This window comes from Paenibacillus sp. NRS-1782 (assembly GCF_050467685.1).
In the GTDB taxonomy this organism is placed as follows: domain Bacteria; phylum Bacillota; class Bacilli; order Paenibacillales; family Paenibacillaceae; genus Paenibacillus; species Paenibacillus terrae_A.
In genome coordinates this window covers 95,047-109,941 of record NZ_JBITPH010000004.1, presented here as the reverse complement: position 1 = coordinate 109,941, position 14,895 = coordinate 95,047, and the positions used below count along the sequence as shown (strand labels likewise).

Below are 14,895 nucleotides of genomic sequence, written 5' to 3'. Positions count from 1 at the left end.
AAAGCCTCCGCCCGCATTTTTGTATACGGACGAAGGCTTTTTTAGGTTGAACAGGTGCAGATGTATTGAAGGAACTAAATCTTGAATCGCTTCACCAGATCTTGCAAATCCTGCGCCATATTGGACAGCTCCTGAGAGGAAGAAGCGATTTCTTCCATCGCAGCCATTTGCTCTTGAACGGCTGCGGAAGTCGTCTGTGAGCTATCCGCCGAATTGCGGGACAGGCTTGCCAGATGGGTAACAGTAGCCGAAACTTCCTCCGTACTGGCCGAAATTTGTTCAGCGGCTGCGGACACGCTTTGAATCTGTTCCACAATATGAGATGTGGAGCGCTCAATATTCGTGAAGGCACCTTCTGCATCTTGGCTAATACGCAGTCCCTCACCCACCTGGTTACGAACATTACCGTTCATCGTAGCCGTGGAACGCTGGATCAGATCCAGCATCTGTGTAATGATCTGGCTGATGGAATCCGCGCTTTCCTTGGATTGCTCCGATAGCTTGCGAACCTCGATGGCTACTACGGCGAATCCACGCCCGGCTTCGCCTGCTCTGGAGGCTTCGATTGACGCGTTCAGCGACAGCAGGTTGGTTTGCTTGGCAATGGCAGCAATCGCGCTATTCATCTGCTTCGCATCGTCAGAGAGCTGTGACAGCTCATCCATCAGGCTGGCGGTTTGCGTCACAGCTTCCAAAATACGGTCCATCTGTGTGCGTACGCTGCCGATCATTTGGCTGCCTTTGGCTACGTCATGCTCAGTCTGTCCTACCGAATCCACAATAGAGCTTGCTGATTCCGCAATAGTGCTGACGCCCTTGGCCATTTCCTCAACGGCATTGGCTGTTTGTTCGGATGCCTCTGCACTGGTGGTGGCATTTTCTGCGGATTCCATAACCGTTTCCGCTACATGCTGTACGGATTCCGTCGTTTGCTCCGTACTTTCCTTGATCATCAGGGAGGAGGACGCGAGTCGTGATGACGTCTGGTTGACCTCGGAAACCATCGTATGCAATGCATGTGTCATCTGGTCAAAATTTTGCGCAAGCTCACTGAATTCATCCTTGCCGGACAGATTGACCCGTGCGGTAAGGTTGCCGTCACGGACGATACGTGTTCCTGCTTGCAGCTTGCGCAGCGGGATCAGGAAAGAGCGAATCATGAGAAAGATGATAACAGCAGCGACCAGTATGGAAATAATAATCACAATCAGACTTTGCTTCAAAATCGGTTGGGTAGCATCACTGTAATCCTCCATATCCGATAGTGCGATAATGTTCCACCCGGTGACAGGGTCCTTGAGTGTAAAGGCCAGCATATCTCTATTCATAAATTTCATTTGTAATATGGAAGGGGTATCATTTTGAGCGGTTTTCTCTACTTCGGGAAGTCCCTCAATGGTGTCTGCCGGTTTTTTGCCTGAATTGTTAAAGGCTGCTCCAGTTCCAGATACAATTTTATGATTAGAATCGACAATAAAAAGTCCCCCGCGTTCGCCAATCTTAACAGACTGGAGGTTTTCATTCATTTTGTCCAGATTCAAACTCAACGCAATAGCTCCTTGACCATCCTCCAGCGTTCTTGATACAGCAAGCGCCAGATTTCCTGTCGTAGGGCTCACAATTGGAGCACCAACGGATACTTTACCCTTTTGCAGCATCGCATTTTTGTACCACGGTCTCTCCTTGGGATCATAATCGGTCGATTTTTTCGGCGAACGAACGTATTCTCCTTTCGTATTGCCGAGGTACGCGCCATCCAACTCGGGATGGGCTTTGACGATGACATCCAATTTTGCCTGAAGGGCCTCCTGGTTGGAAACAAGGGAATTGGATTCGATTTCAGTGGCAAACACGTCCAGGTCCTTCATAATGGGCGATACATACTGATTGACATTGCTGCGGATCAGATACAGATTCGTGTACACAGAACCAGCCACTTGCTGAGTGAGTTGCGTTGTGGCCCCCTGATACGAAAAGTATCCAATAAGAGCGCTTGGAATCAATAGCACCGCCAAAAAAGATACAATCAATTTTGTCCGCATTAAATAGAACTGTTTGAGAAACCTGCTCCACCATGGAACTGTTTGTTTTGCTTTATTAGTCATAGTTGTTACTCCTCTGTGTCTGATAATCACTACATTGTTTTATTCGACAAAAACCGATGGATTTTATAGATGTAATCTATGGGAAAAGATAAATAGCTGCTTGTTTTGTACGTTTTTTTCTAAAAATAGTTCTAAAGTATCATAATATATATAAATAATTATACATAAAAAGCCAAATCGGAGATGCAAAAGCATCTTCTCGATTTGGCTTGGGTGAGGGATAAAATGGACATTGAACCTATTCGTTTTTTTGCTGACGAGAAATCATAAAGAGTGTAATCCAGATAAGCATAAAGCCAGTCAATTGCGCTACTGTGACGATCTGCTGGAAAGCGATCCAGTTAATTACAACGCCGACCATCGGGAAGCTTAGTTCTGCCATCGTGGCATAAGATGCCTTGGTCGTACTGAGGCCCTTGTAATACAGTAACAGGCTGAGAAGACCGGGGAGCAGCGCCTGCAGTAACAGATTGATAATCACGGCTGCGCCCGCCCATGTGCCAGCAGGCATATTCCAGGGTGCATGCTCCACAGAGGTGAGAACGATCAGCAGTGGGAGAGCCGCCATGAAGCGCAGGGAGGTCACCGTCTCATATTTCATCGAACGAAGCAAGTAGCTTCCCATCACTGTCGAACCGCCCCACAGGACCGCTGCTCCTAGTGCAAGCAGGCTGCCGACGTGGACGAAATCATGAACATGTCCAAAAGGGAGCGACCAGCCGAAAGTAAGCAGATACGTCCCCAACAGAGCGACGACAATTAATATTCCAAAATTACGCGGCAGCATTTCCTTCAATATAACGCGGGCCAGAATAATAGCGACTAACGGCTGAAGCTTTTGGAGCAGCAGTACAGCGTTAAGATCACCGTTGCTAAGTGCCATCGTGAAAATCACACTGGCCAGAGCAGAACCGCCCCACGAGACGAACAAGATAGCCAAAATCTGACGAAGCCGTACCGCCTTAAGCTCCTCGCGATGCTTCCATAGCACTGGTGCCAGGGCGATAAAGAGCAGCACATGCTCCATCAGCACAATTTGTGTAGAGGTAAATGATTTAAGCAAAATAATGCGAAATAGCGGGTCCGCGCCCCACAAGGCTGCTCCAATCGCGACTAGCCAAAAACCGCTTTTCATGTGGGAGCTACGATCAAAACCTTTGGATGTTAGTACAGTTGATGATTGACTCATACTCAATTAGCTCCTTGCGAATACAGGACCGGTGGCACAAAAACCCCCGTCCATGGCGATAAGCCATGCAAGACGGGGGTTGATCAAATAAACTTGCCGCTTTATGCAAGTTAAATGAAGTTGCTGCATAACCAATAACACAGCATTCATTCACTTTGCGGCATGTTCATGCTTCGATCTTCTTCCATCCGGACTTTACCGTCGGCTTTGGCATCTCACCAAATCAGTCCGTATCTTGTTGCCAGATACAGAGTCGCGGGCTTAGCTCCATGAGCCATACCGCCGGTTGGGAATCACACCCTACCCCGAAGATCCTTATTCCGTTTTTTAATTTCTCCTATAGGATATACCTGTTTTAGAATGAAGTCCAGTGAAAAATATGTGTACATCGAGCAGTGGTTTTCATTTATTTCTTGAAAGCGTTTTACAAAATGACATATTACAAGGTAATAACTTTGTACTCGATGCGGTGGATGGCCGCATAAGCTACGAGCATTCCCAGCACGGCAAAGCCGATCTGCACAAGCGCAAAGGAAGCTTCTAATCAGCTCAATTGCTTCGCTTGTCTTCTGATGAATCCTGGATAGCAGCTTTGCATGTTCTTCTGGCAAAATATGCGGATCGGCATCCAGCATCTCGGCAACCTTCACTGAAGTAGATTTTTTTCTCCATACCCAGCATAAGCTGTAATCAAATTACTGGAAATTCGCCACCTTCCTATATTATACTGAAAGAGTTTACAATCCGATATATGGAATACAGTGTTATGATATCCGGGACATGCCTTATACGAAAGCTTGGACATGATCGAAACATGAGCTACGGCACAGGACCGTCATAAAGGAGAGCAACGATGTTTGTCATACGAGGAACACAAAAACTGCTGAAGGAATGGGATGTCGAACCACTACAGGTTGATATTTATCCGCCTTTGAATAGTTGGCATGCCAACTTGTTTTTGCTTAATCGAAGAAAAAATATTGTGTTTATGCATGATGCATCCCGCTTGAGTGTCACACTGTTCGGAATCAAAAAGGCGCAGTACAAAAATCTACCAACTCTTTTTGTCCAAGCCTTGAAGGAGCTCATGCTCAGTGAGGGTTTTGATGAACAAATTGTAGAGGCGTACACACAGGAAGGCGCACAGATGCTGGCTACTACGACGAACAGCTATAGTGTGATGGTAGCCTTGGATGAGATTATTTTTGTCATGAAGGAACTGGATATGGAGCATGGATGCGAGTTGGAAAAAAACCAATGCAATAACCGGATTGTGTTAAAAACGGTTCAATACCAGTATCCGGTCGATGCTTTTAAAGAAGCTTTGGAAAAGCATTATAAACTAGAGAATGTTTAAGGGAATCTACTGTTTTTTTATAATCGCTTACATATTAATGATCTGTTATCCCAGGGCTATGGTCCTGTGACGATGAAATCCTAAGCTGTGAGTATCCACCAAAGTCCATCTGGGCGGGGGATGCTTTTTTTTTTACAACTCACAGGAAAGCAAAGCTTGCGATGAAATGAATCACAGCGCAAAAAGCGTTACACTTTGGTAAAATAAAACGATACAGTGTTTGACACCATCGGTCAGACTTAAAAACAGGGGGTACATAACGAGCATGAAACGAATTATTGAGGTAGCCAAGGAAGCAGGAATCGAAGAAGAGCATTTGGAGACGTATGGAAAATATAAAGCGAAGCTGAATCCGTCTCTGTGGGAGCAGGTGAAGGACTATCCGAATGGAAAGCTGGTGCTGGTCACAGCAATGAATCCGACTCCTGCGGGAGAAGGCAAAACGCTAACCACCATTGGACTGTCGCAGGCGCTGAATGCGCTGGGGCACAAGACCATAGCTGCGCTGCGAGAGCCGTCACTTGGCCCCTGCTTTGGCATGAAAGGAGGAGCAACCGGGGGAGGAAAAGCCCAGATCGTTCCGGCCGAGGATATTAATCTGCATTTTACGGGTGATATTCACGCGATTTCGGCTGCGCATAATTTGCTGGCAGCGATGATTGACAATCATTTGTTTCATGGCAATGCTTTGCGCTTGAAGCCGGAACGAATCATGTGGAAACGAGCTGTAGATATGAATGACCGGAGTTTGCGAAGTATAGTAACCGGATTGGGAACAGGTAATGGAGCAGTGAGAGAGAGCGGATTTCTGATTACCTCAGCCTCGGAAGTGATGGCGGTATTGTGCCTGAGCGAGAATATCAACGATCTCAAAGTGCGCTTGGGTCGAATGGTCATCGGATATAATGAAGCGGGCGAAACGGTAACGGCGGAGGATTTGCAAGCAGTAGAAGGCATGGCTGTGCTGCTTCGGGAAGCGTTAAAGCCGAATCTGGTGCAAACGCTGGAAGGAACGCCCGTCATTGTGCATGGTGGGCCTTTTGCCAATATTGCGCACGGATGCAGCAGTCTGATCGGTACGAAGCTGGCATTGAAGCTAGGGGAGGTTGTCGTGACGGAGGCCGGATTTGGGGCTGAGCTGGGGGCAGAAAAGTTTTTTGATATCAAATGCCGTCAGTCCGGTTTGCAGCCAGATGCGGCTGTGTTGGTTGTAACCGCCAAAGCGCTGAAATATAACGGCGGTGTAGCTAAAAATGAGCTGGACGCGGAAAATCTGGCGCAATTACAGCTTGGATTAGCCAATATGAATCGGCATGTACGGAATTTGCAAAAATTCGGCGTGCCTGTACTGGTAGCTGTCAACCATTTTGTAACAGATAGCGAAGCCGAATTGGAACTGATTTTTGCGGAGTGTGGCAAGCTGGGTGTACCCGCAGAGCTATCGCAGGTGTGGGCACAGGGAAGCCAAGGGGGAGAAAAGCTGGCCCAAAGTCTGCTACATCTGCTCCAAGAGGACAAGGCTCATTTTGCACCGTTGTATGATCATACGCTTGATCTGCAAGCGAAAATTAGTGTCATTGCGAAGGAGCTTTATGGTGCGGCAGAGGTAGTATATACTCCAGCGGCTAAACGAGCGTTGTCCGGTATGGAGCAGCTTGGCTTCGGGCAACTGCCTGTATGCATGGCCAAAACGCCGTATTCCTTTTCAGATCAGCCGTCTCTGTTAGGTGCACCGGAGGGCTTCACGATCCACGTGTCCAGAGTGTCATTGTCCGCAGGAGCAGGCTTTGTGGTCGTGGAAACAGGCAGCACCATGACCATGCCCGGTCTGCCTAAAACCCCGGCAGCTGAGCATATGTCGCTGGAGCCGGATGGGAGCATTCAGGGCTTGATGTAGTTTTATTGCGAAAAATGCTCGGCGCTTTAAGAAGAAGCACCGAGCAGCTTGGGCAGTTCGGTGAGCAGCTTTTGCCGGGTCATGGCATCGTTCCAATTCCAGCGGTCTGCTTCTACGAAATACACCCGGCCTTGACGCACAGCGGGCAGGCTGCGCCAGAGAGTGCTGTTCAGCATACGTTCCAGCGTACGTTTGGAGTCCGAGGCTGTGGGTATGAGCATAAAAATACGGTTCCCGGCGTAATCGGGGAGCTGGTTTGGCTCGATTTCCGCGAAGCCATGTCCTTCGTCGAGTATCTTTTGGATCGGCTCCACAGGCTGGAAGCCCTGCGGGTGGTAAAGAGCCGCCGCGAAGCCGGACATCCCCATCACAAATAGACGATTACCATGATCGAAGATGAAGACGGAGGCCGTTTCTCCGGCTGTAATCTCTGTGCCAAGCTGCTGCCACATGCTCAGATTGCGGGCGGCGAAGGCAGACAGCCATTGTTCGGCGTTGCGCTCCTTGCCAAGCCAGGAGCCGAGCGTCCGCAGACGTTCCTCCAGCGTGGCGAAGGAGTTGAAGGTGACGGTAGGCGCAATCCCGGCAATGCGCTCATATTCCTGTTCATCCGAATTAGCGATGATAATCAGATCGGGATCGAGAGCACGGGTCAAGCGAGTATCGAGTGGAAGACCGACATCGGCAACGTTCGCTAGACGATGTTTATAGACGCTGTATTCACTGAATCGTAGACTTCCGCCGATAGCTTTGGCCCCCAGTGCGAACAGATCACCCATCGTTTCCCCATGATAAATGATGCGGCTGGAGCGGCGTGGAATATGGATATAGTGGCCTGTCCAATCCTTAACGCGGACAGAACAGGGAACGTTAAGCGCATACTGCCCCGGTGGAATCCCGGTCATTTGCCGAAAGCGTCGGTTAAAATAATATTCGTCAGAGAAACCAACCTGACGGGCAATTTCACGTAAAGGCCGTTTGCATTCCCGCAGCAGCCGCTTGGCATGATTCAAGCGCAGCTCAGTGAGGTAATGCAGCGGCTTTTTTCCTGTCCTTTTGCGAAACATTTGCGAGTATTGCCATATGGAAACATTCGCGTGTTCGGCAAGCTGCTTGACGGTAATTGGCTTTTCATAGTGTTTCTCCATGTAGGTAATGGTGCCCTCGACTGATGCTGGCAACGCCGGGCAAGAATGATCTTTATACTCCATATTGACATGCGACTCCTGCCACAATAGCAGTAGCTCCTGAAAGAGAATTTGCTGCCTCAATTCAGAAATGCCATTATGCAGGTGTACCGGTTGATGGGCGCTATGGAATAGCTCTCCAGCCAACCGAATGGACTTGGAAGAAGAGGTAACGATATGCTCACGTGACCCCGGTAGGAGGGGACCCTTATATATGGAAAAAGTACTATTTGTATTTTCAGCCAGAACCGTGTCTGATCCTGATTCCGATGACATGACGATGACCTCGAACATGAGCTTGTAGTATTCGGGTACAGTTCCATTCAGGGGAGCGATCCGATAGGAATCACCGGGAGTCAGCCAATACCCGTGACCCGCATGGAATAGATACTGCTCCGGTCCAATGTCCACCATACCTGTGCCTTCAATGAACATAAGCAGGCAGTGATATGGAACCACATGTGAATAAGATGTAAATGCAGATGCTGAAGGGCTGGAGGACTGCACTTCAGCAGGCTTCCGAACCCACTCAATCCCCTTAAAGTGAAAAAGCAACGAGCTGGGCGAGGGAGGACAGACGGGCGATTGAGGCTGCATGACTGTGTAACACTCCTTTTATTGAGAATCGTTATCATATGTACATAAGTATACCTCCTTTTGGATGAACAAAAAAGAAGCACATCAACAAGTGTCGATATGCTTCCCCATTCTTATTTGATCAGCTTGGGTAATTCCTCCAGCAACCATTCCCGAGTGGTGGCATCACTTTCGGTCTTGCCAATATCCTGAGCGTACACATGTCCCTGCTTGACGGCAGGAAGCTGGAGCCACAGCTTGCTATTCATCAACTGCTCAGTAGATTGCTTGGCTTCAGCAATTGGGGTATTGAGTATGAAAATCCGATCTCCGGCGTATTGTCCGATCACTTCAGGTGAAATTTGCACAAATCCTTGGTCTTCATCCAGCACTTTCTGGACAGGGGCCGTAGGCTTGAGGCCATTCTTTTCGTACAATATCTGTGACAGCCCTGTCTTTCCCATCACGAACAAGCGATCACCGGGATAGTAGGTGAAGACCGTAGCTGTTTCTCCCGGTTTGACGCCGTTGGCATGCAGCTTGCTCCACATCTCGGTTTCCTTGATTTTGTACTGTGCAAGCCAATCCTCGGCACCTTTTTTCTTGTTTACGATTTCTCCGAGGTGCAGCAATCGCTCGTTCAGCGGAGCGAAGGTGTCGAATACAATCGTAGGCGCGATTTTGCTCAGAGCTACATACTGCTTTTCGTCTGTATTGCCTGTAATGATCAGGTCAGGCTGTAGCGTCAATGCTTTTTCCAAATCAATCGGAAATCCCAGATCGGCTACATTCTGAACCTGCTTCTCATATACCTTGCCCTCAATCATGGAAGTGGATGTGCCTACAGCCTGTACACCCAAAACCAACAGATCGCCATAGTTTTCACCGAAATAGGCAATGCGTTGTGGAGTCGTGGGGATGTTTACCGTGTGCCCCATATAGTCTGTATAAGAGCGTATTGTAGCAGCTACTGGAGTCTTGGTAGTTGCTGTCGTTCCTGCTGTGGGTGCTGTTGTGTTACTGCTTGCAGCAGGTTTCTCCGGGGTGCCGCATCCCAGCAGCAGCGCTGCCATAAGAGAGAGCAGGATGAGCAGGCTGGTATATTGACGAGTGGATTTCTTATGAATCATGTTAACCTCCGTATGATTGATGGCTTCACTATTTTGTGAATGAGAACTATTATCACAGAAGCAATGATAAGCGATGCACCTCCAATACTCAATGGACAAACTTGGTCACGCAATTCGATTTTGTACAAAGGCAGATTCATCGCGTTCGCCTTTGTGCCGTATGTACATCTTTATCTCAACTAATATAGCTATAAAGATACCGCCTATTTTTTTATACATTCTTAATGAAAGAGGCTTTTGAGATGGGACTGTTTCTTACATATGTTTTACTAGGCTTTTCTATAGTACTACAAAAGATTTTATAGCATTACAATATAAAGGACTGGCGGAAGACCGTCAGTCCTTTATTCATATCGCAGTCCATTTGACAGCTCGTCCAAACGATCCCAATCCAAAACCGTGATTTTTTTCTGTTCTTTACGCAGGATATTGTCGTCAGATAGCTTTTGAATGACACGGTTGACATGTCGGGCAGTTGTGCCGATCAGCGAAGCTATTTCAGGTATATGCGGTGTCTGAATTTCTTTTCCAAACTCATTCTGAAGTTGTGTTGTTAATAGATAGCTTGCCAAACGCTCTTCTACAGAAGCTAATAGATTTATTCGTGAAGCGGTTGTACAGGTCAGGAGCTTATATGAGAGATGCTTTAACAGCTCATTCTTAAATCTGTGATTCTGCATTAGATTGGTTTCAATGAAACGTTTGTTGATTTGTTCGACCCTCCACTTGAAAATAAATTCCGTCCAATTCATCTCCCTCCTTTAAAACAAACTCATTGCGTTCATACACACGAAGCTGAATCGGAAGAGCTTCAGGGGAGGAAAATATTTGAGTGAGATTAAATTGTGAGATGTAATATTCGATGAGAGCTTGCTCTTGAGTGGATTTCATCGTCTTCTCCTTTTTGGACATCGGTCCTTTTCATTATACAGGGAACTGCTACGATAGGGAAAAAGGAGGAGGTTGATCACAGTGAAATTTGTTTTTGATTTAGATGGAACCATTTGTTTTCACGGCAAGCCTTTGAGTGAAGCGATAGTACAGGCTCTAGACGCACTTGTAAAAAGAGGCCATGAAATTATCTTTGCATCCGCTAGACCGATCCGTGATTTGTTGCCTGTGTTGCCGCTTCATATGCAGTATTTTCCAATGGTTGGCGGGAATGGCGCGTTTGTTTCCAAGGATGGGAAAATCATTTCAACCATTCATTTTGACCCACACACAGCTGACGATATCATCAAGCTAATCAAGAAATTCGAGGCAGATTATTTAATGGATGGCCGTTGGGATTATGTTTATTCAGGAGATAGCGAGCATCCTATTCGGCGGAATGTGGACCCTGAGCTGCGAGCCAAAAATATACATTTAGATGAGTTGAATGAGATCGTAAAAGTGGTCATATTGCGCAGCCTTCATACGCAGCTATTCATAGAAGAGCTTCAGCAGCTACCCGTCATTACATATAGACATGGGCAAGAAGATATTATAGATATCAGTCCTAAAGGCGTGAATAAATGGACGGGCCTGCAACAATTAGGTGTAGAGCCGCAACGATTTATTGCATTTGGTAATGATGCCAACGATGTGGAAATGTTCAAACATGCCCTCCATTCCGTATGTGTGGGAGAGCATGTAGACCTTTCACAGTTGGCCACAGAAAAGGTTAGTCACGAAGAAGAGCTAATCATAAGAAAAGTAATCGAGTTGATGGAGGAAATGCAATAGCTACGTTTAAGCTTGTCATGCCAGTCTGCATAAATTGAACAAGTCCTTCATAGACATGTACTAATTCATTTAAAACATGTGCTGAAGGGGTTGATGATATGCGCCGGATTTCATGGATGCTTGCCATGGTCATGTGTGTAACGCTGCTGCTGGCCGGGTGCGGCAAGAAGAGCGCGGACGATGTGGTTAAGGATTTGAGTGACGTGGTGAGTGACCTGAACAGCTACCACGGTACAGCTTTGATGACGCTGCATACCGGCGACACGCCGCAGGAGTACAAGGTGGACATTTCCTACCGCAAGCCCTCCTATTACCGAATTGCCATGACGAACGAGAAAAAGGATGTTACTCAGATCGTGTTGCGAAATGATGAGGGTGTATTCGTATTGACGCCCAGTCTGAATAAGAGCTTCCGCTTTAAAAGCGATTGGCCGAACAACCAGGGCCAGGTATATTTGTATGAAACGCTGGTTCGCAGTATTATCGGCGATGCATCACGTCAGCTGGCTTCGGACGATAAATCCTATGTATTCGATGTAGCGGCAAACTACAACAGCCACGCGCTGGTAAGGCAAAAAATATGGCTGTCCAAAAATAACTATGCACCCACTCAGGTACAGGTATCTGATGCGAACGCCAAGGTAGTTGTGGATCTGAAATTTGATCAATTTGCGTTTGATACGAAGTTCGACAAGGACTCTTTTGATATGGAGCGTAATATGGCTTCTGGAAAAACAGGCAAGGGAAATGAAGGAACGCCTTCAGCCGGAGCAGTGGATTCCAGCGGGCAACTAGATCCTACAGATACGATTGATGGTATGACAGGTGTAATGTCCAGCACGGATACGGAGGCCAAGCCGGATACAGCGGGCAACACAGAGACGCAGCAGCAAACCCCGGGTGCATCAGATGCAGCCACAGGGACATCCACAGGCACGGATGCTGCTGAAGCGGTAATGGGTGAATTCGGCTTGATCGAACCGTCCTATACGCCAGCCGGAGTACAGATCAAGGATACGCCAGAACTGGAGGATAATGGTACACATGCGGTGATGCTGCGGTATAGTGGAACGTATAACTATACGATTGTGGAGGCGCGTCCGAAGGATCGGGCCGTATCATTGGCTGCGGGTGAACTGGTCGATATTGGAGGAAGCTTTGCCGTTCTGGCGGGAAGCGAGCAGCAGACGATGACGTGGATGAATGACGGTATAGAGTTCCGTATTACCAGTGCTGACCTGCCTGTGAGCGAAATGATACAAATTGCCGCTTCTATACAGGATCAATCGGGTAAATAAAACTTTATAGACGGATGCAGACGGTTTAGAGTGTATTTTACTCTGCTTCCGCCCGTATCCGTCTTTTATTCATCCAAGGTCTAGGAGGGTGCACTTCTCGCTTGGGAGTCATGTTCTTTGTGGAGGATGCTGACAAACGCCATCTGCCATTGACAGCCACGTTTCTGAACATTACCATTAACCTTTGGAAGTAAGGATTTTGTCCATTCCGAATGGTAAGAGGCTATGTTACAGGCTAACAATTGAAGAAGGTGACTGGATTTTGCAAGCACAATACAGATCGACCCGGGCCGAGATCAACCTGGATCACCTTGGCGCCAACTATGAGACTTTCCGTAAGGCATTGCCAGCGGATAAGCTGTTGCTGGCTTGTGTCAAGGCTAATGCCTACGGACACGGTGCCGTGGAGATATCCAAGGAATTGGAACGCCTTGGTGCGGATTACTTGAGCGTCGCTTTTCTGGACGAGGCCCTGGAGCTTCGGCAGGCGGGGATCAGACTGCCTATCCTTGTACTCGGCTATACCCTGCCCGAAGCTGTGCAGACGGCTTGGGAGCAGGATATTACACTGACTGTGTTCAGTGAAGAAGTGCTGGAGGGTATCCGTAGACTGGACCGCAAAGGAAGCGAACGCAAGCTGAAGGTGCACATCAAAATAGACAGTGGCATGGGACGACTGGGCCTGCTGCCTGGAGAAGAGGCGGTTGCCTTTGTCCGGCAGACTCACCAGTTGGAGCAAGTGCTGCTGGAAGGCATGTACACCCATTTTGCCCGCGCGGATGAACAAGACAAAAGCTATACACTGCAACAGTATAATCGGTTTCAGGGCGTGGCGGAGGCGCTAAGGGAACAAGGCATCACCATTCCCATTATACATACGGGCAACAGCGCGACCACCATTGATACCCCTGCGCTTTCCCCCAATATGGTGCGGATTGGCATCAGTATATACGGCCTGTATCCGTCCGATGAGGTTAACCGGCAAGCCATTGAGCTACTGCCTGTATTGTCATTGAAAACGGCAGTGGTTTATACCAAGACGCTCCCTCCCTGCTGGGGGGTTAGCTATGGCACCCGGTACGTGACCTCCGACGAAGAGCGAATTGGCACACTGCCGATTGGCTACGCGGATGGATACTCCCGCATGCTGAGTGGGAACATCGAAGTGTTGATACGCGGCCGCCGCGTCCCGGTGCTCGGCACCATTTGCATGGACCAGTGTATGGTATCCTTACAATCTTTCGCAGAGGATGCGGAAGAAATTCAAATCGGCGAAGAGGTTGTTCTCATCGGCCAGCAGTCCGGCGAAACGATTGCGGCGGATGAGCTGGCATCCAAGCTGGGTACCATCCACTATGAGGTGATCTGCATGATCGCACACAGGGTGCCGCGTGTTTATACACGGGGAAATATCCCTGTCGTTCGAGTGAATTCGCTTCTTCCAACCCGCTGGGATTAATTTCATGACGCAAATTACCGGATAAAAGCAGGAGTTTTCGCAGAACGTCCCGAAATTATGTACAAAGGAAAGAAAAGAGCGCTGTAACTGTCAAAACGACGCATCAGGCTCCGCTGACACTTGTATTTCGGGGATCAAACGCCTGTACGAAAACGAACTGCGTAGTTTATAATGGAATACAGCATAGATGATATACGAATATCATATACATTCTCTTGTATTCCGTTTTGAATAAATTACCGGGAATAACGTTATAATGGTACAATGGCGACAAGGTTTTGGGGGTGGAAGAGAAGTTGGCCAATTTGCAGAACACCAAAAGAATAATGATCAGTTTGCCGGATCATCTCTTGCAGGAAGTGGACGGGATCGTAGCCATGGAAAATTCCAACCGCAGTGAATTTATCAGGCAGGCCATGAAGCTGTATGTGGGCGAACGTAAGAAACGTTACATTCGTGAAGCCATGCAGCGTGGTTATATGGAGATGGCTAAAATTAACCTGACCATGGCCTCCGAAGCCTTTCATGCGGAGGAAGATGCAAACAGCACCTTGGGCCGTACAGTTAGCGGGGTGTAATCCATATTGATCGTAAAGCGCGGCGACGTTTTTTTTGCAGACCTTTCACCCGTAGTCGGTTCCGAGCAAGGTGGCGTCAGACCTGTGCTGATCATCCAAAATGATATCGGCAATCGGTTCAGTCCCACCGTGATTGTGGCGGCCATCACCGCCCAGATTCAAAAGGCGAAGCTACCCACACACGTGGAAATCGACGCGGCGACGCATGGCTTTGATCGCGATTCTGTCGTTCTTCTGGAGCAAATTCGGACGATTGACAAGCAAAGGCTTACCGACAAAATCACCCATTTGGATGAAGAAACCATGCGCAAAGTGAGCGATTCGCTACAAATCAGTCTTGGTTTGATTGATTTTTAGCATTTTTGGAACGACGAGTGAAACGGGAAAAGGGCAG

The 14,895-nt window shown here is 48.0% G+C and carries 12 protein-coding genes and 1 riboswitch; of the genes, 7 read left to right on the top strand and 5 right to left on the bottom strand.

Features of this window, described 5'->3' with window-relative positions; translation table 11 throughout:
• Window positions 1–74 precede the first annotated feature (74 nt).
• Window positions 75–2,105 carry a methyl-accepting chemotaxis protein gene (locus ACIFQM_RS01430; protein ID WP_430039391.1) on the bottom strand — a complete coding sequence of 677 codons (2,031 nt, stop codon included), beginning with the start codon at window positions 2,103–2,105 and terminating at the stop codon, window positions 75–77.
• A gap of 238 nt (window positions 2,106–2,343) precedes the next feature.
• Window positions 2,344–3,294, bottom strand: coding sequence for a DMT family transporter (locus ACIFQM_RS01425; RefSeq protein WP_430039393.1), 951 nt, complete (start codon window positions 3,292–3,294; stop codon window positions 2,344–2,346).
• 172 nt (window positions 3,295–3,466) lie between these two features.
• Window positions 3,467–3,611, bottom strand: a riboswitch (FMN riboswitch).
• Between the two features lie 536 nt (window positions 3,612–4,147).
• Between ACIFQM_RS01425 and ACIFQM_RS01420 the strand changes: the two genes are divergently transcribed.
• Both ACIFQM_RS01420 and ACIFQM_RS01415 read left to right on the top strand, forming a co-directional pair.
• Window positions 4,148–4,651 (top strand): DUF6933 domain-containing protein, encoded by a 504-nt coding sequence (locus tag ACIFQM_RS01420; RefSeq protein ID WP_430039397.1) that lies wholly within the window; start codon window positions 4,148–4,150, stop codon window positions 4,649–4,651.
• 265 nt (window positions 4,652–4,916) lie between these two features.
• The gene (locus ACIFQM_RS01415) at window positions 4,917–6,548 is read left to right on the top strand and encodes a formate--tetrahydrofolate ligase (protein ID WP_430039400.1); all 1,632 of its coding nucleotides are present in this window, start codon (window positions 4,917–4,919) and stop codon (window positions 6,546–6,548) included.
• Window positions 6,549–6,574: 26 nt separating this feature from the next.
• Here ACIFQM_RS01415 and ACIFQM_RS01410 read toward each other — a convergent pair whose 3' ends face one another.
• From ACIFQM_RS01410 to ACIFQM_RS01400, 3 genes are all read right to left on the bottom strand, one after another.
• A complete protein-coding gene (locus ACIFQM_RS01410) occupies window positions 6,575–8,332 on the bottom strand; it encodes a helix-turn-helix domain-containing protein (protein WP_430039403.1) in 1,758 nt (585 codons plus the stop codon).
• Between the two features lie 113 nt (window positions 8,333–8,445).
• Window positions 8,446–9,441 (bottom strand): ABC transporter substrate-binding protein, encoded by a 996-nt coding sequence (locus ACIFQM_RS01405; RefSeq protein ID WP_430039406.1) that lies wholly within the window; start codon window positions 9,439–9,441, stop codon window positions 8,446–8,448.
• A 344-nt stretch (window positions 9,442–9,785) separates the two neighbouring features.
• On the bottom strand, window positions 9,786–10,193 hold the full coding sequence (locus tag ACIFQM_RS01400) for a Crp/Fnr family transcriptional regulator (RefSeq protein ID WP_430039409.1): 408 nt from the start codon (window positions 10,191–10,193) through the stop codon (window positions 9,786–9,788).
• Between the two features lie 220 nt (window positions 10,194–10,413).
• Here ACIFQM_RS01400 and ACIFQM_RS01395 point away from each other — a divergent pair, with 220 nt between their 5' ends.
• From ACIFQM_RS01395 to ACIFQM_RS01375, 5 genes are all read left to right on the top strand, one after another.
• Window positions 10,414–11,166: an HAD-IIB family hydrolase gene (locus tag ACIFQM_RS01395; RefSeq protein WP_430039412.1), complete on the top strand. Its 753-nt coding sequence runs from the start codon at window positions 10,414–10,416 to the stop codon at window positions 11,164–11,166.
• A gap of 98 nt (window positions 11,167–11,264) precedes the next feature.
• A complete protein-coding gene (locus ACIFQM_RS01390; RefSeq protein WP_430064916.1) occupies window positions 11,265–12,464 on the top strand; it encodes a LolA family protein in 1,200 nt (399 codons plus the stop codon).
• A 262-nt stretch (window positions 12,465–12,726) separates the two neighbouring features.
• Window positions 12,727–13,923: an alanine racemase gene (alr, locus tag ACIFQM_RS01385; protein WP_430039417.1), complete on the top strand. Its 1,197-nt coding sequence runs from the start codon at window positions 12,727–12,729 to the stop codon at window positions 13,921–13,923.
• Window positions 13,924–14,219: 296 nt separating this feature from the next.
• Window positions 14,220–14,501, top strand: a complete 282-nt coding sequence (locus ACIFQM_RS01380; RefSeq protein ID WP_007429334.1) for a CopG family ribbon-helix-helix protein — start codon at window positions 14,220–14,222, stop codon at window positions 14,499–14,501.
• A 6-nt stretch (window positions 14,502–14,507) separates the two neighbouring features.
• The gene (locus ACIFQM_RS01375) at window positions 14,508–14,858 is read left to right on the top strand and encodes a type II toxin-antitoxin system PemK/MazF family toxin (protein ID WP_007429335.1); all 351 of its coding nucleotides are present in this window, start codon (window positions 14,508–14,510) and stop codon (window positions 14,856–14,858) included.
• The last annotated feature ends 37 nt before the right edge of the window (window positions 14,859–14,895 follow it).